Source organism: Amycolatopsis echigonensis, assembly GCF_002846615.1.
GTDB classification, from domain to species: Bacteria; Actinomycetota; Actinomycetes; order Mycobacteriales; family Pseudonocardiaceae; genus Amycolatopsis; species Amycolatopsis echigonensis.
In genome coordinates this window covers 6885342-6908106 of the sequence record NZ_PJMY01000003.1, presented here as the reverse complement: position 1 = coordinate 6908106, position 22765 = coordinate 6885342, and the positions used below count along the sequence as shown (strand labels likewise).

The window sequence follows — 22765 nt, the reverse complement described above, 5'->3', positions numbered from 1 at the left end:
GCTGTCGGTCACTAACGGGGCTAGTAGGTCGCGTTCATCAGCGCGAGCGCGGCGGCCTGGCAGCCCTGCCCCTTGCCCGCGCTGGAGGACCACGAGCGCGAATACTGGTCGAAGTCGTTGCGGGAGTGCGCGTAGGCGGAATCTGCCTGTCTGGTCAGGAAATCCCGGTAGGGCATGTCGGACGTCGCGGCGTCCAGTTCGGACAGACCGCGGACGAGTCCGGCTTTGAAGTACGACCCGTCGTCGGTGCAGCTGGCGCCCTCGCCCGGGTCGTGGACGATGCCGTCGTCCCCGGTGAAGAACGACCCGGTGCGGGTCGTGGAGTCGGCGACCGAACGCGCGGTGCCGATCAAGCTCTGGTCTCCGGTCACCTTGGACAGCGCGGTGAGGCCGGAGACGAAAACGCCCTGGTTGTAGGTGTAGCGCTGGCCGACCGCGGCGCAGCTCGTGCCGTCGATGCCGTCCACCACCAGGCCGTCCGAGCCGATGAGCCCCTTGCCGCGGAACCACTCCCAGCCTTGCTGCGCCCGGCTCCGGTAGGTCGCGTCGCCGGTGCGGTCCGCGAGGGTGGCGTTGACCTGGATGTACAGGCTGTTGGAGATGGACGCCTTGTACGTCAGGCCTTCTTTCCACCGGATGCCGCCGCCGCAGTCGCCGGTCCAGAAGGTCTGCATGTGGTCGGCGTCAGCCTTCGCGGTCGCGAGGTAGCGCTGCTCGCCGGTGCGGTCGTAGGCGTCGAGCCACGCCATCGCCCACCAGCCGGTGTCGTCGGAGAACTCGTTGCGGAACTGACCGCGGCCGGCGTTGACGTTCTTGTCGTACGTCGTGGCCATCGCGTAGTCGTAGCTGGCCATCCGGCTGACCGACGCGTTGCGGATCACCGCCGCCAGCGACACCGCTGTTCCCCAGCCGCCGCCCTCGCGGAAGTAGCCGGTGCCGTTGTCGTACAGGGCCATCATCGCGGTCGCCGCCGCTTGCGCGCGGTTCGCGGCGTTCCAGCGGGTGCGTGCCCAAGGCGTGCAAGCGATCCGTCCAGTGTCGACCGTGCCGCCGCACGCGCGCAGAGCGCCGACGCCGCGGTTGTGCCAGTCGTCGTTGTTGTACATCTGGGTGCGCCAGCCGCCGACCCCGGACGGGGCGGTCGTCAGGCCCAGTTGTGCGCCGCCGTCCCAGGTCGCGCCGCCGTCGAAGGACCGGTCGAGCCACACCCGGTCGCCCGGACGCGAATGGTCGATGACGGCCCAGCCCATCGGGTCGCTGTCGGCGAAGTGCAGCTGGAGGACGCGGTCGTCGAGCGGCGCGGTGACCGCGATCCGGTCGCTGGACGCCTGGTCGGCGGCGCGGTCGTCGCAGTATTTGTCGCACACCACGAGGTTCGCCGCCGGTTGCGGCGCGGGTGTCCTGGCCTGGACCGGCATCAGTGCTGACATCGTTGTCAAGACCACCGTGAGCATGACCCGCACCGCTGCCTCCTCGGATCCCCGCCCTGTCCCCCAGGACGAAGATCCGCTCGCGGCGCGGCGCGGGTCAACTCATGACAAAGACTTGGCGCGCGAATGCGGCCGAATGCCCGGTGCGCTGGGCTATTTCCCCGCCAGGTCCGGGAGGTCGGCGAACTCCACGACCTGGCGGACCTCGACCTCGATCTCGTCGAACAGGTCCGCGTACTGGCTCGCGTACTCGACGGCCTGGGCCCGGTTCTCGGCGTTGACCAGGGCGAATCCGCCGATGACCTCCTTGGCCTCGGTGAACGGCCCGTCCGTCGCCGTCGGCGTCGCGCCGCGGGGTTTGCGGACGATCGCGCCCTTCGCCGAGGGGTGCACGCCCTCGGCGGTGATCAGGATGCCGCGTTCGGTCCAGTCCTGGATGAACGCGCCCATTTTCTCCATGAATTCCGGGGTGGGGTTCCAGGCCTCGGGGGCGTTCTCGTCAAGCCGGTGCATCATCAGGAAACGCATGGACCGCTCCTCGGGTCGGGGCTGGCATCGTCCAGCCGTCACATCCTCGTCGAACGGCCTCGCGCGGAATCGACACCCTGCTTCAACAACGATGCGAGGGGGACTTTCGCGGCCGGGTCAGCCACGCCGCGACGCCCGCGGCGACGGTCGCCGACGTCACCGCGACGCCCGCGATCGGGCTGTCCATCAGCACGAGACCGGCGAGGAACGCGGTTCCAGCGAGGACGAGCAACGCCATCCGGAGCGCGGCGGCCCAGGCGACGACGAAATCCGCGGCTCGGGAGGTCCAGGGGTCGCGGGTGTCGGGCTTGCGGTGCCGGCCGCGCTTGCGGCGGTCCAGAACACGGTGCGCGGAAGCGACCATCTCGTCCCGCGTGGCGACGCGCCGAGGCGGCCGGGAGAAGGGCTCCCAGTCGACCACGACGCGGACCCGGGCGGGATGCTGGGGATCAGGGTGGAGCGAGTCCGCGGGACGGTTCGGTTCGACTGACTGCGGCGTGGTGTTTGCGGCATCGGTGCCGCTCGCCGCGATATCTCCGGCTGCGCTGGCGGCAGCCGGATCCGCTGGCTGCGGCACCGTGCTTGCCGCATCATTGCCGCTCGCCGCGACACCTCCAGCCGCGCTGGCCGCCGAACCGGCCGAGTGCGACGCGGAGCATGCAGAATTGGTGCCGCTCGCCACAGCACCCACGGCCACACCCGCACCGGCTAACTGCGACGCGGCGCTCGCAGGATCGGTGTCGCTCGCCGCAGCATTTCCGGCTGCGCTGGCGGCAGCCGGATCCGCTGGCTGCGGCACCGTGCTTGCCGCATCATTGCCGCTCGCCGCGGCGCCTCCGGCTGGGCTGACCGCGGCCGCATCGGCTGACTGAGCGGGATCGACTGAGCTGGGTTCAACCGGGTCGACATTGGCCGTGCCGCTTGCCTCTGGTTCCCGGGCCGCCTCGGCAGTGGAGGCTGCATCGTCCGCATCTCCCGACCGGGACGCCTCTGCAGCCGGGGCCAGTCTCTCCGGCTTCGCCACACCGCGCGGACAGGGCGCTGAGTCCGGCTTGCCCCGGCGGTTCGGCTGGGGCTCCCGGACCGGCGCCGCGCTTTCGGGCGGCTCGCCGGTCTGGCGCGGCTGCCCGGCTCGGCGCGGCGGGTCGGCGAGGCAGGGAACCACCGTCATGAGGTCGTCATCCCTTTCTCTTCCGGCCGGCGGACCGGTTCCGACGGCTCCCCGGACCCCGGCGGTCGTGCGGCGCGGGCCCCGGATGCGCTCATCCTGGCGAAAACGGTGCGTCACCGACCAGTTCTACTGGCAGTGTCGCGGTGAACGGTCCCTCAGCGTCGCCCAACGGTTCGAGTGACGGTTTTGGCTACTCTTCGCGGTCGCTGGTCCGACCTCCGACGGCCACTCCGGCGACGATTTGTCCAGACCTCTCGGCGAGTCCGTCAACTGCGAATAACCGGCTCTGACACGGGAAGATGCACGTTCATTCGCACAGTCGCCATACGGAGAAACTCGGGTCCAGCGCACGCACTCTCAAACGGTAATACACAGAGCGTCACCCCATGCGAGGTTATTGAGCAGTCAACCGTCACCCACATAGGTGACACGGAGAGTGAGTGCCGGAAGAACGCGACACTCGGCGGAGTGGCCCGAACGGACGCATCCGAACTAGGCGAGGCGTACGCACAGCTGCAGCCACTGCAAGTTTCGGCCCGCCCCGTCCTGTCGCAGCACCGGCACTGCGGGTCCGTTAGAACAGCCGTCCGGCGTCGTTCGCGGGCGGTTCTTCCAGGTGCAGCAGGAACCGTTTCCGGTCGACGCCGCCCGCATACCCGGTGAGACCGCCGCTGCTCCCGACCACCCGGTGACAGGGCACGACGATGCTCAGCGGATTCCAGCCGTTCGCGTTGCCGACCGCTTGTGCCGCGCCGGGTTCGCCCAGTTCGACGGCCAGATCGCGGTAGGTGCGGGTCTCGCCGTAGGGGATGCGAGTCAACAGTTGCCACACGCGGCGCTCGAATTCGGAGCCGCGCAGGTCGAGTTCGAGGTCGAAGGTTCGCCTCTGACCGGCGAAGTACTCGTCGAGCTGCTGGGTCACAGCGGCGAAACCGTCGTCGGTGCGCGGGCCGAAGTCCGGGAAGCGCGGGGTCCGGCTGTGGCCGTCGAAATAGACGGCGACCAGCGCGCTGCCGTCGGCGACCAGGGTGAGGTCGCCGACCGGTGATGCGACGACGGTGTGCCGGAAAGCCATCTGTCCTCCGTGATCGGTGCCACGGAACGGTATCCGGCCGGGCCGCGCGTGAGAGCATCGCCGTCCATGGACGACGGTTTCGCCGACATCCCGACCACGACGCTCGCCGACTTGCTCGGCCGCGGCCAGGTGCTCGACTACGGCGTGCGCCCCTTGTGGGGGCCGGTGCCGCGGATCGCCGGGCCCGCGTACCCGGTGCGATGCCCGCCGGGCGACAATCTGATGCTGCACGCGGCCATCCATCGCGCGCCCGCCGGAGCGGTGATCGTCGCGGAATCCGGCGACGTCGACTACGCACTCGCCGGCGGCAATGTCTGCGCGACCGCCCAGCGCCGCGGCATCGCGGGCTTCGTTCTCGATGGCGTGATCCGCGACCTGCAGGAAGTCCGCGAGGCGCGCTTCCCGGTGTTCGCGCGCGGCGTGATCCCGATCCCCGGCACGAAAGCCGCGGTGACGCCGCTGGGCGAGCCCGCTCGGTGCGGCGGGGTGACGGTGCACGCCGGGGACATCGTCGTGGCGGACGAGGAAGGCGTGGTCGTGGTGCCGGGGCCCGAGGCGTCGCAGGTATTGGCGGACGCGCGGGCGAAGCTGGCCAAGGAGGAGGCGCAGACGCTCGACGAGTGGGCGGAGGCGCACCGCGCGAAGGTGGACGCGGCGCTGGAGGCTGGCGGGTTTCGCGGCTGAATCGCATGGCCGGGCGGGTGGCGCTGCGGAGTGTTCAGTCCGCTAGCACTGGTCAGCGGCGGTGCTAGCGGGCGGTTCTCTCCCGAGAACGCGGTTGGCAGCGAGTCGGCTTCCCGGGCCACCGGAGTCTGGGCAGTTCCGGAACCCTCATTCCGGCCGGACTGTCCACAAGGGACCGGCCACCGCCAGTTCGGGGCCGGGTTCCGATTCCGGCGGGAGCGGTTCGGGGTCGGGCAGCGGACGATCCGGTCCCGGCGTCACCGGATCGGGCTCCACCGGACCGGGCGGGACGGGCTCGGGCGGGGCGGGCGGCGCGGTCGAGCGGGGGCGAAGCATCGCGGACTCCTTTCTGTCCCTGATGGGCTACCGCACACCGGCGGCGGCGAAACATCCGCCCGCCCGCGCGAGGTCGGCTAGGGTCGAAGGCGGAGCCGACAACTGGGAAGAGGCGAGACGATGAGCGCGGACAAGCCCGGCGAGCAGCAGCCGCTCGACGCGGAGATCGTGGAGAGCCCCGGCACGCCGCCCGCCGATCTCCCCGAACCCGACTACAGCGACAACGGCGCGCCGTCGTTCGACTTCGTGCGGGACCGGATCGAGAAGCGGTACACCACCTCGGTCGGCGCACAGGAGCTGGCGGGAATCGGCGGGCCGGAGGACCTGCAGTCGCTGGACAAGAAAATCGCCGACCGCAAGGAGGCGGCCAAGGACAAGCTGGCCGAGATCCGCCGGTCGATGGGCAAGGAGTAACACCGTTTCCCGGCGCGGGTGACGCCTGCGCCGGGCGGAGCTAGTTCAGACTGGCGAGGGTGCCGGGCGATCCGGCTTCGCCCGGACCGGGCGCGACGGCGGAAAGCTGGGCAGGCGGTTGCCGCGCAGACCCGCAGGTTAAGGGCTCCGCGCCTGGCGGGTGACGTGTAGCGCCTTCCCGAGCAACCAGTACCGGCACCAGGCGTTCCATGCATAACCGCAGAGCGCCCGCTCCATCGGCATCGCGCCCCGCGGCCCGGTAAACAACCAGGCATTCGACGCACAAGCCTGGCGGAGCCGCACACCCTGCTGGCCGGAGGCGGCTCCGGCGGGGTCGTCGATGTCGGCGAAGAGCAGGCGGGTACCGTCGCGCGACATCAGCGAGGCGGCGGCTTCCTCGAAACCAGCAAGGCCGGTGGCGCGCGCCGCACGTTAAGCCACGTCGACGTGGAACACCTGCCCGCGTTGCCGCGTCAATGCGCACCTTCGCCACTTCACGACCGCAGGCCAGCGAAGGCCGCTTCAGAACAACACTCGCCCTGACTGTCCACAGTAGACAAGATCCGCCAATTTCCGTGGCCTCCCCCACGCCCGTTCTGGTTGAATCGCCCCTATGGCAACCACCGTGCGCGTTCCCGGCCTGGTGCTCACCGAGCACGAGTTCTCCGTTCCCCTCGACCATTCCCGTACCGACGGCGCGGAGATCACCGTCTTCGCGCGGGAGGTCGCCGATCCAGACGGGCTCGACCGGCCGTTTCTCGTTTATCTCCAAGGAGGTCCCGGGCACGAAGCGCCGCGGCCGTCGCGGGGAACGCCGAGCTGGCTGCCGCGGGCGTTGCGCGAGTACCGGGTTCTGATGCTCGACCAGCGCGGGACCGGACGCTCCACGCCGGTCGGCACGCTGCCCGGCACGCCGGCCGAGCAGGCCGAATACCTCACGCACTTCCGCGCGGACGCGATCGTGCGCGACGCGGAGTTCGTGCGACGGCAGCTGGGCGTCGAGAAGTGGAGCGTGCTCGGGCAGTCGTTCGGCGGGTTTTGCACGCTCGCCTACCTTTCCCAGGCTCCCGACGGCCTGGCCGAGGCGTTCTTCACCGGCGGGCTGCCGCCGATCGGGCGGCATCCGGACGACGTTTACACCGCGACGTTCGCCAATCTGCTCGAGCGCAACCGCCAGTACTACCGCCGCTACCCCGGCGATCGCGACCGCGTCGAGGCGTTGCTGCCGTTGCTCGACGACGGGGCCGTGACCCTGCCCGACGGCAGTCCGCTCACCGTGCGGCTGTTCCGGCAGCTCGGCAACGTCCTCGGCACGAGCGGCGGCGAGGAGACGCTGCATTACCTGCTCGAACGCGACCCGAGGTCCCCCGCTTTCGCGCACGACGTCGCCAGCTCGCTCCCGTTCACCGGGCGCAATCCGCTGTACTCGGTCATCCACGAATCGTCCTACTCCGACGGGTTCGCCACCCGCTGGTCCGCCGAGCGCGTGCTGCCGGACGAGTTCCGCACCGACCGGACGCTCTTCACCGGCGAGCACGTGTTCCCTTGGCTCTTCGACGATTTCCAGAGCCTCCGGCCGATGAAGGAGACCGCCGAACTGCTCGCCGCGCACGAATGGCCGCGGCTGTACGACGCCGACGTGCTGCGCGAGTGCACGGTCCCGGCCGCCGCCGCGATCTACGCCAAGGACATGTACGTCGAGCGGGTGTTCTCCGAGGAAACGGCGCGGTTGATCCCGACGCTCCGGCCGTGGATCACCAGCGAGTACGAGCACAACGGCCTGCGCGCGTCGGGCGATCACGTGCTCGGGCGGTTGATCGACCTGGTGCGCGGACGCGTCTGACCTGCCGTGCGGGGGACCCTGAGGGACTCTGCCCTGGGGCTCCCGCACGGACAGAGTCAGGCGACCGTCACTCCGCCTTCGACGGAATCGGTGGAGAGGGTCAGGTCCTGCCAGGCGTCGAAGTCCTCCTGGACGCGCCGGCGTCCGGCGGTGACCAGGCGCAGCGCGTCCGAGCCGAGCAGGAGGTGCACGGGCGGGTTTTCCTCGTCCAGGAGCGAGAGGATCGCGTCGCCTGCGCGGTCCGGGTCGCCGATGCCCTGGCCGGCGAGGGCTTGGCGGCGGGTCCGGATCGGGTCGAACAGGGCGTCGTAGTCGGCGATGCTGCGCGGGGCGCGGACCAGCGACCGGCCCGCCCAGTCGGTTTTGAAAGCGCCGGGAGCGACGGCGGTGACCCGCACGCCGAACTGCGCGACCTCTTGCGCGAGGGTGTCGGTGATGCCTTCCAGGGCGTGTTTGCTGCCCTCGTAGAACGCCAGTCCCGGGAAGGTGGTGTGCCCGCCCATCGAGGTGATGACGAAGATCTGGCCGTCGCGCCGTTCGCGCATGCCGGGCAGGACCGCTTTGATCGTCGCGACCGTGCCGAAGACGTTGACCTCGAACTGACGGCGCAAGTCGTCCATTGAGGACTCTTCGAAGGTGCCTTCGAGCCCGTATCCGGCGTTGGCCACGAGCACGTCGATCGGGCCCAGTTCCGCTTCGGCCGCTCGCGCCGTGGGCTCGATCCGGTCCGCGTCGGTCAGGTCGAGGACGAAGGCCCGGGCGCGTTCGGGGTCCAGTGCGCGGAAATCGGCGGCGTGTTGTTCAGTGCGGACGGTGCCCGCGACCTGGTGTCCGGCGGCGAGGGCTCGCCGGGCGACGGCCCGTCCGAGGCCGGTGCTGACGCCGGTGATCAGGAACGTTTTGCTCACAGCGGAGTGTCCTTTCGTGGTGAGTGGGCAGGACGGCATGGACCCCGCGGGTTCGGCGGGGCCTGGGTGAGAGCGAAGATCAGGACTCGGCGGGGTCCCGTTCAGCGGCGGGTTCGCGGCCCCAGCTGGCCAGCAGCCGCAGCCGTTCTTGCGAGGGCGAACCGGCCGGTGCGCTGTAGACGACCATCGACTGGCCCGGATCGGCGACCGACGCGAAGATCTCGTACTGCAATTCCAGATCGCCAGCGACCGGATGGCGCAAGCGTTTCAGGCCGCTGCTGCGTTCCTGGACGCGGTGTTCCGACCACCACGCCGGGAACTCGGGCGAACGCATCATCAGCTCGCCGATCAGGTTGGCGATGTGCTGGTTCCGCGGCTGCGCGGCCGCGGCCAGCCGCAACCCGTGCACGTAGTCGCGGGCGACGCGCTCCCAGTCCCGCCACACCAGGCGGGCCCGCGGGTCCAGCAACGTCCAGCGCGCCATGCTGCGTTCCCGCCGCGGAAGCGCGGCCACGTCGGGAAACAGCAACGCCCACAACGCGTTCCCGCCGACGACGGTGAGGTTCCGGTCGCTGACGAAAGCCGACGCCAGCTCCATCGAGTCCAGCACCTGCCGCAGCGCCGGACGCAGCCGGGACGAATGCTCGGCCCGGTCCGTGCGCTCGGCGGTGGCTCCCGCGAGAGCGAACAGGTGCCGCCGCTCGATGTCGTCGAACCGCAGCGCGTCGCCGAGGGCGTGCAGCACCTGCTCGGACGGCTGCCGGGCCCGGCCTTGTTCCAGCCGGGTGTAGTACTCGGTGCTCACCCCGGCCAGCTGCGCGACCTCGCTGCGCCGCAGGCCGGAGACCCGCCGTCCGGCGCCGGGTCCGGCCGGAAGACCGATCTCGTCCGGCGTCAGCCCGCCGCGGCGGGCCCGCAGGAAATCGCCCAGGTCGTTCTTGCCCATGCCCCGAGTCTGCCTTCCGCCCAGGCGATCACCAAGGCGGTAGCTGGCCCTGCCGGTACTACTCAGCGGGCCGGGCGAGGATCACCGCGCGGGCGGCCAGATGCAGGGCCAGCCGTTCGTCCGGCCGGGACAGGTCGACGTGCAGCAGCTGCTCGATCCGGCTGATCCGCGCGGCGACGGTGTTCCGGTGGATTCCCAGCACAGTCGCGGTTTCGGCGAGCGAAGACTCGGCGTCGAGGTACGCCGCGAGAGTGCGGATCAGGTCGCCGGGCACCGAGACCAGCGGGGCGAGCAACGCACGCGCGGCGGGCTCGAAGGTGTCCGTGCGGGTCCATTCCAGAAGCAGCTGGGCCATGCCGAGCTGGTCGACGTGCAGGAAATGCCCGGTCTCCGGGCGGGTTGCGGCGAGGCGAGCGGCGTCAGTGGCTTCGGCGACTGTCGCGGTGAGGCCGTCGGCGTGCGGGCGGCCAACACCCAGGTGCGCATCGAACGTGCGACGAAGGCTGCGGTGCACGGCGCGGAGCCGCGCGGACAGTGCCCGCACCCGTTCCGCGGTCGGCTCCTGTTCGAAGGTGACCCAGCCGGTCCAACCCTCGCCGTGTTCGACAGTGACGGCGTCGATCGATTCCGCCCGGAGCGCACGCACGACTTCCTGCGTGCGGGAGACCGTGTCGACGTCTGCGGGCACGCCGATGCGCAGGCCGACGTGCCAGCCGCCGAGTCGCCAGCCCGCATCCGCCGCACGTCGGCGCAGGTCGGCACCGGGTTCGGTGTCTTGGCGCAGCAGGTCGCCCAGCAGGGCGGACCGGGAACGGGCATCGCGTTCCAGTTCCAGGCGGTGGGCCAGCAGCCAGCGCTGCACCGCGCCGGCGGCGACGGCCAGCGTCGCGGCGACGACGTCCGCGCGTGGGGACTTCGCTCCGGTCAGCTCGGCGGCAAGCCACACCGACGATTCGGCCGGGTGTGCGAGCAGAACCCCGTCCGCGAGGGCGACGCGTTGCGGGACTGGCTCGTGCACTCGCACGCGGGCGGCCTCAGCGAGTTCTCCGGCGAGCACCTCGCCGCGGCCGTCGAGGACAGCGACGGGGGCATCCAGCAATCGCCGCAGCACGGTCACGATCTCCTCGGGCGGCCGCAACCGCTCCCCCAGCGCCCGGTGCGCGGCGAGCACTGCCTCGGCGCGGTCGATGTCCGGGGCGGCCAGCGCGAGGCGGGCGTCCACGAGCAGGTCGAGCGGATCGGCGGACGTCACCAGCAGCGGCACCGACAGCCGTTCGGCCAGAAGACGTGACGCGGCAAGGGGTTCGGTTCCGGGGAGCAGGACCCCGGCGGCTTGGGAGTCAGCGCAGCGGCGCAGGAGTGCGTCGATCTGCCAGTCGGAACCGAGCGGGCGGACGACCACCACCAGCTCTCCGGACGCGGGGGCACCGGACGCGTCCAACGCGGCTTTGACTGTCTTGAGTGGACGGTCCAAACCGGACTCCCCGGAGCACACCCGGACCGAGCCGGCCCACGAGGGCAGGGCGAGCAACTGGCGGAGAATCACGGGGCTACCACCGGATCGCAGTCAATTCCGTACGCGCGCGGCTCCAGCAGCGGGCGGCGGCGCGGATCGGTCCAGAACGGCGACGCGGCGAGGCACACGACGTCCACCTCCACCCCGGCGCGGATCGCGTCGCACTGCAGGGGGACGCCGGTGCGGCGGTCGAGCACCGACAGCACGTCCGGAGTGGACGCCACCGGCAGGCCGTCCCGCAGCGCCAGCAGGTACTCGTTCTCCATTTCCAGCCGCAGCAACGCGCCGTCGCGATGATCGGTCAAGGTCGCCGAGCCGCGCCCGAAGCCGGGGTGGCCGTGCTGTCCGGGGCCGATGTGCCGCGACACCTCCAGCACCCGGCCGCGGGCGAGTACCTGGCCGTCGAGGGCGGTTTCCAGCACGGCGAGGTCCGGGCTCTCCCCCGCCGCGAGCACGCGGGCGCCGAGGGCGAGCGCCTCGCTCGTCGTGTCGAGGACGGCGTGGTCGGCCAGTTCGCCGGCCGGGATCGGGGCGAGCGCGATCGCCGCCCAGCCGCCGGAGCTGGACAGGAAGGCGCGGACCCCGTTCTCGACCACCGAGTCGGCCGCCGCGGCCAGCACCACCACCCGGCCGCCGGGTTCGGCCATCGCCGCCGGAGCGACCCCGCGGCCGGTCGCGGCGACCGAGAACTGGTCGAGCCGCGGCAGGCCGCGTCCGGAGAGGTCCGCGTCCACATAGGCCAGACCCAGCTCCTGGGCGACGACCAGCGGAAGCAGGCCGTTGAGACCGCCGATCTCGATGGTCATCAGCGCCTGCGCGCGCTGCCCCGTCCAGCGTTCGATCGCCGCGATCGCCGAAGCGAATTCGTCTCCGCTGGGCAGCTTCTCGGCGAAGGCGGCGGTCGCGCCGACGATCCCGGTCGGCACCACCAGGGTGTCCGGCAGCAGGTCGGCGATCCGGTGCACGACGGGTTCGCGGCCGGATTCGGTCAGCCGCCGCAACAGCACCGCCGCGGTGACAGTGTCGCCGCCCCCGCCGGACCCGAGCAGCGCGACGCCGCGTTCGAGTGCCGGCACGTCCGCGGCGGTGATGCGCATGGCTGGTCAGCGTATCAGCGGAAGCTGTAGCCGCCGTCCGGATACAGCGTCGAGCCGGTGGTGTAAGTGCTGGTGAACAGGTACAGCACGGCATCGGCCACTTCGGACTCCCGTCCGACGCGGTGCAGCAGGGTGTCCGCGCGGTACTGCGCGAAGCTCGCCTCCCTCGCAGCCGCCGGACGCCCGGCCCACAGGTTCCCGTCGATCGTGCCCGGCGAGACGACGTTCACCCGTACCGGTGCCAGTTCCACCGCGAGGCCACGGCCGAGCCCTTCGATCGCCGCGTTGCACGCCACGTACGCCGGGGCCGCGGCTGGCGGACGCACACTCGCCACTCCGGACATCAGCACTACCGAAGCGTCGTCCGACAGCTTCGGTGCGGCGTGTTTCACCGCGTGGTACTGGCCCCAGAACTTCGTGACGAACGGGCTTTCCGCCTCCGCGTCGGTCAAGTTCCGCATCGGGCCGACGGTGTAGGACGCGGCGGGCGTGAACAGGTGGTCCACCCGGTCGAGCGCGCCGAAGAACTCCGCCAGCGACTCCTGGTCGGTGGTGTCGACCGCCTGCCAGGTCACGGTGGGGCCCAGCTCCGCCGCGGCGGCCCGCAGTTTGTCGCCGGTCCGGCCGCCGAGGCGGACGAGCGCGCCCGCCGCCGTCGCGCGCCGGGCGACCTCCAGGCCGATCCCGGAACCGCCGCCGAGCACCACGACCACCCGGCCCTGGAGCGAGCTCACGAAACCACCTCCACCGGCACGAAGTCGTGCGCCAGCCCGAAGGCCGCCGGGCCGAACGTGGCCAGCGCCTCCGGGGTGCGCATCAGCGGCGGCGTCGAGATCCCGACCACGGTGACCCGCTGCCCGTAGCGCAGCGTTTCGGTGGTGATCGGCTCGGCGGATTCCGCCTCCAGCACGCAGATCAGGTCGGGGACCAGGCAACGCACCTCGCCGTCGACGAGCGCCACCAGGTTTTCGTTCTGGAACAGGATTTCCAGCTTGTGCTCGCCGTCGAAGGACACGACCGCGGCACGTCCGCGAGCGAACCCCTCTTCGGTTCGCCGCTCCACGTCGGACACTTTGCCGCGGAACAACACCCGCAGATGCGAGTACAGCGTGTCTCTGAGCGCGGTCGCCAACGCCGCCACTGGGTCGGCATTCTCCTCGCGGGCAAGGCGAATCGCCCGGCCGACGCTCAGCGCGAGCGAAAGCGTCCGCGGCACGGCCGTGCGTTTCACGTCCGCGCCGCTCATCGCGTACTCGGCGATGTGCGCGACGCCGCCGAGCCGGATGGTGATCCCGCGGGCGAGCCATTCCATCCGCCGGTTGTCGGCGCCGGTGTCGATCACCGTGGTTTCGCCGCGTTCCCCGGCGATGCCCATCGGCGAACCGGGGACGCCGTAGACGCCGAACGTCTCCATCTGCAGTTCCGGGAACGCCCGGCCCATCCCGTCGGCGTCGACCACCGGCAGCCCGAGGCGCGCGCCGACCACGAGCGGGATCATCGAGTTGATCCCGCCGCATTCGATCGGCATCGTCGCGCCGGCCTTCGCGCCGAGGTGTTTTTCCAGCGCCCGCAAGGCAAGTTCGGGCTCCGCGCCGTTCGGGAGCTTTTCGTGCACGACGGTCGGCGCACCCATCTGCGCGGTCGGGATCACGAGGGCGTCGTCGTCCAGGTCGTCCGGGTCGAGCACGGTGACGGGTCCGTGTTCGCGGATCGCCTCGCGCACCAGCAGCCGCCCGACGTACGGGTCGCCGCCGCCACCGGTGCCGAGGACGGCCGCGCCGCGGGCGAGGTCTTCGAGGTGGTCTTCGGTCAGAATCCAGCTCATGCCCACACCGCCGAAAAAGGAGCTACGCCAATGACATTCGCGGCGGCGCAAGCATCAGTGCCGATGTTTCGCTCGCAAACTTCGCTCATCCTGCAACCCCGATCGGGTCCAAGTCATAGCCGAAGTACCGGGGACCGGCCAGCGCGATGCCTTCCGGGGAGTGCCAGCGCGGGTCCGCCGGGGCCGCGATCACCGTCACCCGCTGGCCGTAGCGCAGGCCTTCGGTGGTGACGGCCTCGCCGGATTCACGGTCGAGCGTGCAAATGAGGTCCGGCACCGAAGCGCGCACCTCGCCGTCGACCTCGGCCACCAGGTGCTCATTCTGGAAGCGCAGCACCATCTCCGAACCGGTGTCACCGTCCATTCCGGACAATCGAGCCTCGCCGCGGGCGAACCCGGTGACGGTGCGACGGGCGACGTCGACGACCTTGCCGCTGAACAGCGTCCGGCCGCGCAGCCGCGCCACGACGCGGTCCACCGGGTTCTCGTGCGCTTCGCGGGCCTGCCGCACGAGCGCGCCGAGTTCCGCGCAGAGGGTCAGCGTGCCCGGCACCATCGATTCGCGCGCTTGCGCACCGGACATCGCGTAGTTGCTGATCATCGCCGAGCACCCCATGTCGATGGTCGCCGACCGGGCCAGCCGCTCCGCCCAATGATTGTCCACAGTGTCCAGAACACCGCGGTTGCCCTTCTCGTCCGCAATGGACATCGGCGTCGCGCGGATTCCGTACAGCGTCGGCAAAACCATCTGCAGTTCCGGGAACGCGCGGCCCATGCCGTCCGCGTCCACCAGCGGCAGCCCGAGTTGCGCCGCCGCGACGACCGGGATCAGCGAGTTGACGCCGCCCGCTTCGGCGCAGGCGATGTGCGTGAGTTCCTTGCCCAGGTAGGTGGCCAGCGTCCGGGCGGCGAGTCCGACCTGTTCGGCCGACGGCAGTTTTTCCACCATCACCGTCGGTGCGCCCATCATCGCGACCGGCAGCACCACCGCGTCATCGTCCAAATCGGACATTTTCGCCAACGGCACCGAACCGTGCTCGCGGACCGCGGAATGCGCCAGCAGCCGTCCGATGTACGGGTCTCCCCCGCCGCCGGTGCCGAGAATCGCCGCGCCGCGCGCGATGTCGTCCAGGTCGTGTTCAGTGATCTCGGTCTTGATCTCCGGCATCGTTCACGCCCCCAGCTGCAGGTCGCCGACCGCCTTGACCCGGATCCGGGTGGCGTTGCCGGGCAGGTACGGGATCGGCACCTCGTCGAAGTCGACGATGCCGACGGACGCCGGGCTCGCGCCGGCGGCCACCGCGCGGTCGACCGCTTCCTGCTTCGCCTCGTCCACCACGGCTTCGCGACGGCCGGGCTCGATCACGTACACCCGGTCGACCTCGCCGCCGATCTGCGCGATCGCCGCGCCGATGGCGTTGGCCACCGCGTAGTGGTCCGGCCGGCGGACCTCGCCCGAACCCGCCAGCTCGTCCGGCAGCAGCACCGAACCACCGCCGACGGCGACCACCGGAAGCGGCTCGGACGACGTGCGCATCCGGTCCACGACGTCGGAAACATCCGCCGCGATCCGGTCCAGCGCCGCCTTCACGAAGTCCCGGTCGAGGTGCGCGACCAGCGACGGGTCGCCGATTTCGGCCCGGCCGGCCGCGACCGCGATGTCCGTGGCGGTCAAGGTGTCCCCGCCGAAGACGAGCGCCTTCGAGGTCAGCTCGTAGCCCACCGAATCCGGGCCGACGGTCACGCCGGACGCGTCGCCGCGGACCCGGCTGCCGCCGCCGATGCCGATCGAAAGGACGTCCGGCATCCGGAAGTTCGTGCGGATCCCGGCCACGCTCACGTCCGTGGTCGCTTCGCGCGGGAAACCCTGCCGCAGCACGCCGACGTCGCTCGTCGTGCCGCCGACGTCGACCACCGCGCAAGTGTCCAAACCGGACAGCACCGCCGCGCCGCGCATCGAGTTGGTCGGGCCGGACGCGAAGGTCGCCACCGGGTAGCGGCGCGCGAAATCGACGTCCATCAGCGTGCCGTCGTTCTGGCTCAGGTACAGCGGCGCGGAGATGCCCGCACCGGTCACCGACGCGGCCAGACCGTCCACGATGTGCGCCGCCAACTCGCGCAGCGCGGCATTGATGACGGTCGCGTTTTCCCGCTCCAGCAAGCCGATCCGGCCGATTTCGTGGGACAGCGAGACCGCGACGTCCGGCAGCTGCGAAGAGATGATCTCCGCCGCCCGCGCCTCGAACTCCGCGTTCACCGGCGAGAACACCGACGTGATCGCGACGCTGCGGACCCCGGCCGCACCCATGTCCTCGGCGGCCTTGCGCAGTTCGCTCTCGTCCAGTTCGGCGATGTGCCGTCCGTCGAACTCGTGGCCGCCGTGCACCAGATAGCTGCGCCCGGACACCGCGTCGACCAGCCGCTGCGGCCAGTCCACCATCGGCGGCAGCGACGCGCCGGCGGGCAGGCTGAGCCGCACCGCCGCCGTCGGGGCCAGCCGGTGCGCCTCGACCAGCGCGTTGATGAAGTGCGTCGTGCCGATCATCACCGCCCGCACCGCGGCCGGGTCGAACGCCCGCTGCCGCTGCAGCCCGTCGATCGCGGCGACGATGCCCGAGGTGACGTCCTCGGTGGTGCTGGTCTTGATCGAGGCGAGCACCTCGCGGCCGTCCAGCAGGACCGCGTCGGTGTTGGTGCCGCCGACGTCGATGCCGATGCGCACGAAAACTCCTTCCAGGTGTCGGGAGCGGCGATCCCCGTTCTCACCGGGATCGCCGCCCACGAGGGCTTAGGCGGCCGGGGCCGGTTCGGCGTCCGCGGTGCGGCTCTTGCCGACCCCGCGGACCAGGCCGAGCTTCCCGGCGGCCACGTACAGAACGAAAGCGACGACGAGCGAGTTGATGCTGGGCAGGCCCCAGTCCACGAACTCGCCGAAGAGCGCGGCGGCGATCCAGACGACGATCGTCGCGGGCACCCACACCGGGGCGTCGGTGGGCACCGCGCCCCGGGCGCGAGCCTCCTCCAGGTCGCCGCGCCACTGCTTCACCACGAAGTACTCCGCGACCATGATCCCGGCGATGGGCGGGAACGCGACCCCGAGCACGGTCAGGAAATCGGTGAACTTCGACAGGATCCCGGCCGCGGCGAGCACGCTGCCCACCACGCCGAGCACGGCGGTGACCAGGCCACGGTGCGCCCGTTTGCCGGACACGGTGCCGATGAAGTTCACGACGCCGAGCCCGGACGAGTACAGGTTCCAGTCGTTGATCTTCATCGTGCCCGCGATGACGATCAGCAGCCCGACCCAGCCGACCGACGACGTGACGATCGTGGTGATCTGCGCCGTGCCGACCGCGTGCGCGAGCAGCACGCCGGCCAGGCCGATCACGTACTCGCCGAGCGTGACGCCGACGAGCGTCTGCTTGACGACGTCGGCGGTGGTGCGGTTGAACCGGGTCATGTCCGGCGTGATCACCGCGCCGACGATGAACCCGCCCGCGACCAGCGTCGTGCCCTGCAGCAGGCTCAGCTGCGGGCCCGGCGGCGCGGACGCCACGAGCGCGCCGAGGTCGTGCCGGGTCAGTTCGGAGACCACCGACCAGCCGACCAGGATCAGGAACGCGGGCACCATCAGGTACGCCGTCCACGCCATCGAGTGGAAGCCGCGGACCACGATCGCGGTCACCACCAGGCCGAACACGAGTGCCCAGCCCCATTCCGGCAGCCCGCCGACCAGCGCGGCGAGACCTTGCGCGGACACCGCGGACTGGATGCCGAACCAGCCGATCAGGCTGATCCCGATGGCCAGCCCGATGAGCGCGGAGCCGCCGCGGCCGAAGCCGGTCCAGCGCGCGATCATCGAGGTGGCGAGGCCCTCGCGGACGCCGATCACGCCGACGAGGACGGTGATCAGTTCGAGGATGACCGAACCGAACGTGAACGCCAGCACGGCGTTCCCGAAGGTCATCCCGAAGCCGATCGTGGCGCCGAGCAGGAACTGGGACAACGCGGAAACCTGGCCGAACCGCTGCACAGCGACCGACCACCACGAATAACGGGCGGAATCGGGCACCCTGGTCAGCGCGTAATCGTCGACACCGACAGCCGAGGCCATGGCGACCTCCTAATCCGGGAGGGGAACGGTTCCCAGCACCGTAAGCAGCGGCTCCGGCGAGGTCACCGTGCGATCCGCACAACCCGGGCAGTCCGGCAGTGCGAATCGCACCCTTACCCGGCCAAGGCGTGGACAGCCTCGTACGCGAACGCTGCCGCGCCGACGCCCGCCGCGATGCTGACGACCACGTTCGCCGCCGCGACGAAGTACGCCCGGCGCTCGACCAGCCGGACGGTTTCGTAGCTGAACGTGCTGTATGTCGTCAGCGCGCCGCAGAATCCGGTGCCGAGGAGCGAATAGACCGCCGCGGGCAGCGCAGTCCCGGCACCGGCGAGCCCGCCGAGCAGGACACAGCCGATCAGGTTGACGGTGAACGTGCCCCACGGGAACAGGCTCTGGTGCCGGGACTGGACGGCCCGGTCGGTCAGGTACCGCATCGGTGCTCCGACCGCGGCGCCGAGGAAGACGAGGAGGACAGTCATCAGACAGCCACCTCCACCGGGACCAGCTTGCGGGTGATCGCGTGTCCCAGCAGGACGGCGAGCAGCGCGGCGGCGAGCGTTCCGCCGAGATAAGCGAAGGCCAGCGGCACGGTGTCCGGCCGGAGCAGGTTGCGCGCTTCGACCGCGTACGTGGAGAACGTGGTGAAGCCGCCGAGCACGCCGACGCCGAGGAACGGCCGCACCAGCCGGTGCGCCGACCACGCCTCGGTGACCAGCACCATCAGCACGCCGATGAGGAAGCACCCCGCGACGTTCGTCCAGAAGGTCGCCCACGGGAACCCGCCGGGCTCGGCGGGAAGGGCCTGCGCGAGGCCGTAGCGGGCCAGCGCGCCGAGGCCCCCGCCGAGCGCGATCACGCCGAGCACCGACACATGGTGCCGGACGAGTTCGCGCTGCTGCGCGGGATCCCGGAGGTCGACGTCCGGGTCGAGAGGTTCTTCAGGCACAGTCTTCTCCCTACTCCACGGGCACGGATCACCGTTCGAGCAGGGACTGTTGGCGGCCTCGGCCGCGGTTGTCCGGGCGATCCCGGAGCGGCGAGCCCCACCGCCGCGCGGACGCGAGCTTACCCGATCAGTTCCCCGTCTCCCGCAACGCGGTCAGCGCCGGACCGAACATAGTGGACTTGATCGCTCCGAGCGTGCCGCGGTCCTTTCCGGCCAGCGGAGCGACTCGGTCGATCGCCGCGGTGCGCAGGTCGTCCAGCGCGGCGGTCGCGTCGACCAGGCCGAGCGCTTTCGCTTGCGGACCGCCGAACCGGCTCCCGGTGGTCATCGACGCGACCGCGGCGGCCGGGGTGAGCTTCGCCTGGACCAGGGCGGCCATGCCCGGGGTGAACGGGAGGTTGAGGTCGGCCTCGGGGAAGCAGAAGTAGCCGCGGTCCTCGCGCATGATGCGGAAATCGTGGGCCATGGCGAGCATCGCGCCGCCGCCGAAGGCGTGCCCGTTGACCGCGGCGATCGTCGGGACCGGCAGCGCGAGCACGCGGGCGAACAGGTCGTGGATGCCGGCGACGTACTTGCCGGCGTCGCCTGGGTGGCTGGTGAGCCAGTCGAGGTCGAGGCCGTTGGAGTAGTACTTGCCGCTGCCGATCGTGACGAGCGCGGCGGGTTCCTTGCCCGCGGCGACCGTGTCGAGATGCGCGTGGACTTCGTCCAGCCACGGTGGGGCGAAACGGTTTTCGTCCGCGCCGAAGTCGAGCACGTGAACCGGGCCGGTGGCGGTGAGGGTGGGCATGTGCGGTCAGTCCTTTCTGGACTTTTTCGGTGGTTCCAGGGCGAGGACGGCACGGACCGCCGCGGCCAGCCGTGCGCGACTGTCCGCGCTGGCGGGTCCGGTGGCGAGTTCGCGGCGCAGCAGGGCGGTCGGGAGGTCGACGACGCAGGCGGTGATGACCTCGACAGCCGGGCCGTCGCCGCGGTTCCAGAGCTGACGCGCGAGGCGGACGAGGAGCCGGACCAGGCGTTTGTCCAAGGCGTGCAAGGCTTCCGCGAGTTCGTCGGGCAATTGCGGGCCCAGCACGCGCTTGGACGGGACGGCGATCATCATCCGCGCGGCGTCCGGACGGGCGTCGGCGACCACGGCGGGCGTGTCGGCGGCCGCGACTACCGCTTCGACCGGGTCGGAGGCTTCGTGGACCAGCCGCTCTTGTTCGTCGAGGAAGAAGGTGGCGGCGCGGAGCCAGGTCCGGCCGATCAGGGCGGGAAGGTTGGCGAAGGCGTGGTAGATCGTGCTGTTCGGGACGCCCGCTTCGTGCGCGAGCCGCCGGACGGTGAGCGCCTCGGGACCCGAGTCGGCGATGAGACGCTCGGCGGTGTCGAGGATCAGCTCGGGATCGTGGATCCGGGGGCGGGGCATGGGGGAATAGTAATGGAGCTCATGCTCCAAAACTAGGGCGGGGTGATGCGGAACGCAGAAGACGGTCGGGCTTCCGCCGGGGAGAACCGGAGTTCGCGCTCGCGAGACGCCGGGGATTCGCCGCCGGAACACGGTGCGGGAGCGGGAACTTGGCGGGTTGCCGCCTGGTTTTCGCTGGTCCCGCCAGCGGCCGGTCGACGCCTCGCCGGTCAGGGGCCTTTCGGAGCGAGCGCTCGCCGCCGGGAACCCGACCGGTCGCGCTGGCTGCCTGAGCCAGACTGCCGCTCGGCAGCGCACCAGTCGTCAGCCAAGGCACTGCCCAAAAAGAGCCTGCCGCCGCGAACCCGACCCGGCCGCGCTCATCGCCTGATCCCGGCGCCCTCGGCACCACGGCAGTTGACTGCCAGCCAAGGTGCTGCCCCGCGCGGGGCTCATCGCCCGAAAACCGACCCGGCCGCACACTGGCTGCCAGATCCGGACCGCCCCTCGGCACCGCACCAGTTGCCAGACAGCCAAAGCGCTGCCCCGCGCGAGGGCCTGTCGCCGCGCCTGCCGGGCCACGCAGTTCGCCCGATCCGGGCTGGTCCCTTGGCACCGTCACCGAGTGCCTGCCAGCCAAAGTGCCGCCCCGAGCGAGCGCTCGCCGCCGGGAACCCGATCCGGCCGAGCCGCTTCCCGAGTCCAGGCCGCCCCTCGGCGCGACGCCCAGCCGACGTTCGCCGCACAGGAGGAATTCCGCCACGTTCCCGTGAGCCGGGCCGCCTCCCCGCAGACTGAACCTCGCCGGCCCGGGGAGACTGCGGCAGTCCGGGTCAGTCCGCGATGTAGAGGCAGTCCAGCCCGTCGCGGGCGGTCGCGTCCGGGTCGTCCAGCCAGCGGCCGCCTTCGGCCAGGTAGCGGAAGCGCAGCCGCGCCCCCGGCGGGACTTCCACCGCGGCCGAGCGCGTGCCGTTCGAGCGTTTGCGGAGTTCGTGGCGGCCGGGCTGCCAGTCGTTGAAGTCGCCGACCACGCTCACCGGTCCGGGCGGGGTGTCGAGCGGCAGGACGAACGTCACCCGCCGGGCCCCGGAGCCGTTCTTGCGGCTGGTCTTGATCACGGCGTTTCCCTTTCCCGTTCCGGCGAATCGGTCGTTCTGAATCGTTCCATGACCGCCGCCGGAAGCCCGGACGCGGCGGGTGCCGCGTCCGGGTGAAAACCGGGGGTCAGGTGGTGGAAACGTCGTCCAGTTGCTCGGCCGCCGGGCGCACCGGGAACAGGTCGCCGCCGGGCGGGACCGGGATGCGGCCGATCGCGGCCCGGGCTTTCCAGTCCCCCGCGTCGGCGGCGGCGTGGACGCTGTCGAGGGCCGCGTACTGCGTGAAATGGATGTCCGGCAAGGGCCACGGCGAAGCACCGGTGGCCGCCGGGAGCAGGTGGTCGACCGCGGCGAAAATGCTGCCGCCCTGAGGATTCCGGTACGACCACAGGTCCACGCCCAGGTGCCGGCCCAGCTGCGCGAGCCGGGTCAGCGCGACCAGGTTGAACGTGTGGTAGTGGTACGTCCGCGTGCGGGTGGATTCCTCGGGCTGGCTGCCGTCCGCGGCGATCTGGTGGTCGATGCGGGCCTTGCCGGAGTCGCGGATGATCCGGCGGGCCAGGTCGCGCTGGCCGACGTAACTCGCGGTCGCCGCGGTGAGCAGGTCGTAGAACGTGCCGTGGTTGTTGGTCGCCTTGGCCTCGTCGGTGCCGTTCTTGCTGGTGCGCAGCCAGGTCAGGAAGTCCGAGGACCAGCCGCGGAACGCCTTCCCGTCGGCCTTGGTCCAGCCGGGCGCGCCCGCTTCGAGGATCCGGGCGGCGTCGAGGACCTGGGTGAAGGTGTAGGAGAACTCGATGATGCCGATCCCCCGCCCGTCGGTCTTGCACGGGATGCCCTGCGCGAAGTTCAGGTTCGGGTTCATTTTCGTGGCCGCGTCGAGGAACCAGGTGCGCAGGTCGAGCTCGGCGCGCTGGGCGTATTCGGCCTTGCCGGTGTAGTACCAGGCGAGCGAAAGCTGGTAGATCGAGTTGAACGCGACGAGCCGCTCGGCCTTGTCCGGCACGTTCTTCATCTCCGGATTGACCTCGCCGTCGCGGTCCACGTACGGGCAGCCCTGCGGGTTCTCCGGCGTTTTCGGCTGGCTCGGCCAGTAGTACGGGGCGAGGCTCAGGTAGTCGTGCTTGTCGCCGCTCGGCGGGACGCGCTCCTTGTCGACGACCGTCCACGGGCCCTTGGTCAGCGCGTCGTCGGCCTGTTTCAGCAGGTTCGACAGCGACGTGCGCAGCGTCGGATTCCCGACCCTCAGGCCGATTTTGTTGCCTGCCAGGTGCACACCGTCGAGCACCACCGTGTCCGGCACGCAGACGAACGAACACGACCTGGGCGCGGGCGCGGCGGTCGCCGCTCCGGCAGTGGCCGCGAGCAGGCCCGCGACCGTCGCGAGAACCGCCGCGAGACGACGCGGACGGGAAGACCGGGAAGGAGGCAGCACCGCAACTCCA

Annotated in this window: 24 protein-coding genes; 4 read left to right on the top strand and 20 right to left on the bottom strand. The window is 70.9% G+C overall.

Features of this window, described 5'->3' with window-relative positions; translation table 11 throughout:
• Positions 1-20: 20 nt before the first annotated feature.
• The 3 genes from ATK30_RS37585 to ATK30_RS37575 all read right to left on the bottom strand — a co-directional run bounded on the left by ATK30_RS37585 (position 21) and on the right by ATK30_RS37575 (position 2379).
• Positions 21-1454 carry a glycoside hydrolase family 76 protein gene (locus ATK30_RS37585; protein ID WP_244194967.1) on the bottom strand — a complete coding sequence of 478 codons (1434 nt, stop codon included), beginning with the start codon at positions 1452-1454 and terminating at the stop codon, positions 21-23.
• 129 nt (positions 1455-1583) lie between these two features.
• Positions 1584-1958 (bottom strand): YciI family protein, encoded by a 375-nt coding sequence (locus ATK30_RS37580; protein WP_101439489.1) that lies wholly within the window; start codon positions 1956-1958, stop codon positions 1584-1586.
• Positions 1959-2040: 82 nt separating this feature from the next.
• A complete protein-coding gene (locus ATK30_RS37575; protein WP_143271471.1) occupies positions 2041-2379 on the bottom strand; it encodes a hypothetical protein in 339 nt (112 codons plus the stop codon).
• Between the two features lie 76 nt (positions 2380-2455).
• On the opposite strand from ATK30_RS37575, the gene ATK30_RS44870 reads away from it, so the two are divergent.
• Positions 2456-2830 carry a hypothetical protein gene (locus ATK30_RS44870; RefSeq protein ID WP_143271470.1) on the top strand — a complete coding sequence of 125 codons (375 nt, stop codon included), beginning with the start codon at positions 2456-2458 and terminating at the stop codon, positions 2828-2830.
• Between the two features lie 873 nt (positions 2831-3703).
• On the opposite strand, the gene ATK30_RS37570 is transcribed toward ATK30_RS44870, so the two are convergent.
• Positions 3704-4204 carry a methylated-DNA--[protein]-cysteine S-methyltransferase gene (locus ATK30_RS37570; protein WP_101439487.1) on the bottom strand — a complete coding sequence of 167 codons (501 nt, stop codon included), beginning with the start codon at positions 4202-4204 and terminating at the stop codon, positions 3704-3706.
• Positions 4205-4270: 66 nt separating this feature from the next.
• Here ATK30_RS37570 and ATK30_RS37565 point away from each other — a divergent pair, with 66 nt between their 5' ends.
• Positions 4271-4888 carry an RraA family protein gene (locus tag ATK30_RS37565; RefSeq protein WP_101439486.1) on the top strand — a complete coding sequence of 206 codons (618 nt, stop codon included), beginning with the start codon at positions 4271-4273 and terminating at the stop codon, positions 4886-4888.
• A 147-nt stretch (positions 4889-5035) separates the two neighbouring features.
• Here the strand turns inward: ATK30_RS37565 and ATK30_RS45835 are convergent, their stop codons facing one another.
• Positions 5036-5224: a hypothetical protein gene (locus ATK30_RS45835; protein ID WP_158242555.1), complete on the bottom strand. Its 189-nt coding sequence runs from the start codon at positions 5222-5224 to the stop codon at positions 5036-5038.
• A gap of 120 nt (positions 5225-5344) precedes the next feature.
• Here ATK30_RS45835 and ATK30_RS37555 point away from each other — a divergent pair, with 120 nt between their 5' ends.
• Complete coding sequence (locus tag ATK30_RS37555) at positions 5345-5638, top strand: hypothetical protein (RefSeq protein WP_101439485.1); 294 nt, start codon at positions 5345-5347, stop codon at positions 5636-5638.
• 613 nt (positions 5639-6251) lie between these two features.
• Positions 6252-7481 carry an alpha/beta fold hydrolase gene (locus tag ATK30_RS37545; RefSeq protein ID WP_101439483.1) on the top strand — a complete coding sequence of 410 codons (1230 nt, stop codon included), beginning with the start codon at positions 6252-6254 and terminating at the stop codon, positions 7479-7481.
• A gap of 56 nt (positions 7482-7537) precedes the next feature.
• Here the strand turns inward: ATK30_RS37545 and ATK30_RS37540 are convergent, their stop codons facing one another.
• The 15 genes from ATK30_RS37540 to ATK30_RS37470 form a co-directional block, all read right to left on the bottom strand.
• Positions 7538-8389, bottom strand: a complete 852-nt coding sequence (locus ATK30_RS37540; RefSeq protein WP_101439482.1) for an oxidoreductase — start codon at positions 8387-8389, stop codon at positions 7538-7540.
• A gap of 79 nt (positions 8390-8468) precedes the next feature.
• Positions 8469-9335 (bottom strand): helix-turn-helix transcriptional regulator, encoded by an 867-nt coding sequence (locus ATK30_RS37535; RefSeq protein ID WP_101439481.1) that lies wholly within the window; start codon positions 9333-9335, stop codon positions 8469-8471.
• 58 nt (positions 9336-9393) lie between these two features.
• Positions 9394-10881: a PucR family transcriptional regulator gene (locus ATK30_RS37530; RefSeq protein ID WP_101439480.1), complete on the bottom strand. Its 1488-nt coding sequence runs from the start codon at positions 10879-10881 to the stop codon at positions 9394-9396.
• The gene (locus ATK30_RS37525) at positions 10878-11948 is read right to left on the bottom strand and encodes a DUF917 domain-containing protein (protein WP_101439479.1); all 1071 of its coding nucleotides are present in this window, start codon (positions 11946-11948) and stop codon (positions 10878-10880) included. Before ATK30_RS37525 ends, ATK30_RS37530 begins: the two co-directional genes overlap by 4 nt.
• 14 nt (positions 11949-11962) lie before the next feature.
• A complete protein-coding gene (locus ATK30_RS37520) occupies positions 11963-12682 on the bottom strand; it encodes an SDR family oxidoreductase (protein ID WP_101439478.1) in 720 nt (239 codons plus the stop codon).
• Positions 12679-13773 carry a DUF917 domain-containing protein gene (locus tag ATK30_RS37515; RefSeq protein WP_101439477.1) on the bottom strand — a complete coding sequence of 365 codons (1095 nt, stop codon included), beginning with the start codon at positions 13771-13773 and terminating at the stop codon, positions 12679-12681. The genes ATK30_RS37520 and ATK30_RS37515 overlap by 4 nt, the downstream gene beginning before the upstream one ends.
• A gap of 85 nt (positions 13774-13858) precedes the next feature.
• Positions 13859-14941, bottom strand: a complete 1083-nt coding sequence (locus tag ATK30_RS37510; protein ID WP_101439476.1) for a DUF917 domain-containing protein — start codon at positions 14939-14941, stop codon at positions 13859-13861.
• Positions 14942-14944: 3 nt separating this feature from the next.
• Positions 14945-16495 carry a hydantoinase/oxoprolinase N-terminal domain-containing protein gene (locus tag ATK30_RS37505; RefSeq protein WP_101439475.1) on the bottom strand — a complete coding sequence of 517 codons (1551 nt, stop codon included), beginning with the start codon at positions 16493-16495 and terminating at the stop codon, positions 14945-14947.
• Between the two features lie 66 nt (positions 16496-16561).
• Positions 16562-17887 (bottom strand): purine-cytosine permease family protein, encoded by a 1326-nt coding sequence (locus ATK30_RS37500; RefSeq protein ID WP_101439474.1) that lies wholly within the window; start codon positions 17885-17887, stop codon positions 16562-16564.
• A gap of 113 nt (positions 17888-18000) precedes the next feature.
• Positions 18001-18369, bottom strand: coding sequence for a fluoride efflux transporter CrcB (gene crcB / locus ATK30_RS37495; RefSeq protein ID WP_101439473.1), 369 nt, complete (start codon positions 18367-18369; stop codon positions 18001-18003).
• The gene (gene crcB / locus ATK30_RS37490; protein ID WP_101439472.1) at positions 18369-18836 is read right to left on the bottom strand and encodes a fluoride efflux transporter CrcB; all 468 of its coding nucleotides are present in this window, start codon (positions 18834-18836) and stop codon (positions 18369-18371) included. Before crcB (ATK30_RS37490) ends, crcB (ATK30_RS37495) begins: the two co-directional genes overlap by 1 nt.
• A gap of 127 nt (positions 18837-18963) precedes the next feature.
• Positions 18964-19626 carry an enoyl-CoA hydratase/isomerase family protein gene (locus ATK30_RS37485; protein WP_101439471.1) on the bottom strand — a complete coding sequence of 221 codons (663 nt, stop codon included), beginning with the start codon at positions 19624-19626 and terminating at the stop codon, positions 18964-18966.
• Between the two features lie 6 nt (positions 19627-19632).
• The gene (locus ATK30_RS37480) at positions 19633-20247 is read right to left on the bottom strand and encodes a TetR/AcrR family transcriptional regulator (RefSeq protein WP_101439470.1); all 615 of its coding nucleotides are present in this window, start codon (positions 20245-20247) and stop codon (positions 19633-19635) included.
• Positions 20248-21059: 812 nt separating this feature from the next.
• Entirely contained in the window at positions 21060-21344 is a 285-nt protein-coding gene (locus tag ATK30_RS37475) for an isoamylase early set domain-containing protein (protein WP_101439469.1), read from the bottom strand.
• Positions 21345-21450: 106 nt separating this feature from the next.
• Positions 21451-22755 (bottom strand): alginate lyase family protein, encoded by a 1305-nt coding sequence (locus ATK30_RS37470; protein ID WP_101439468.1) that lies wholly within the window; start codon positions 22753-22755, stop codon positions 21451-21453.
• Between the last annotated feature and the right edge of the window lie 10 nt (positions 22756-22765).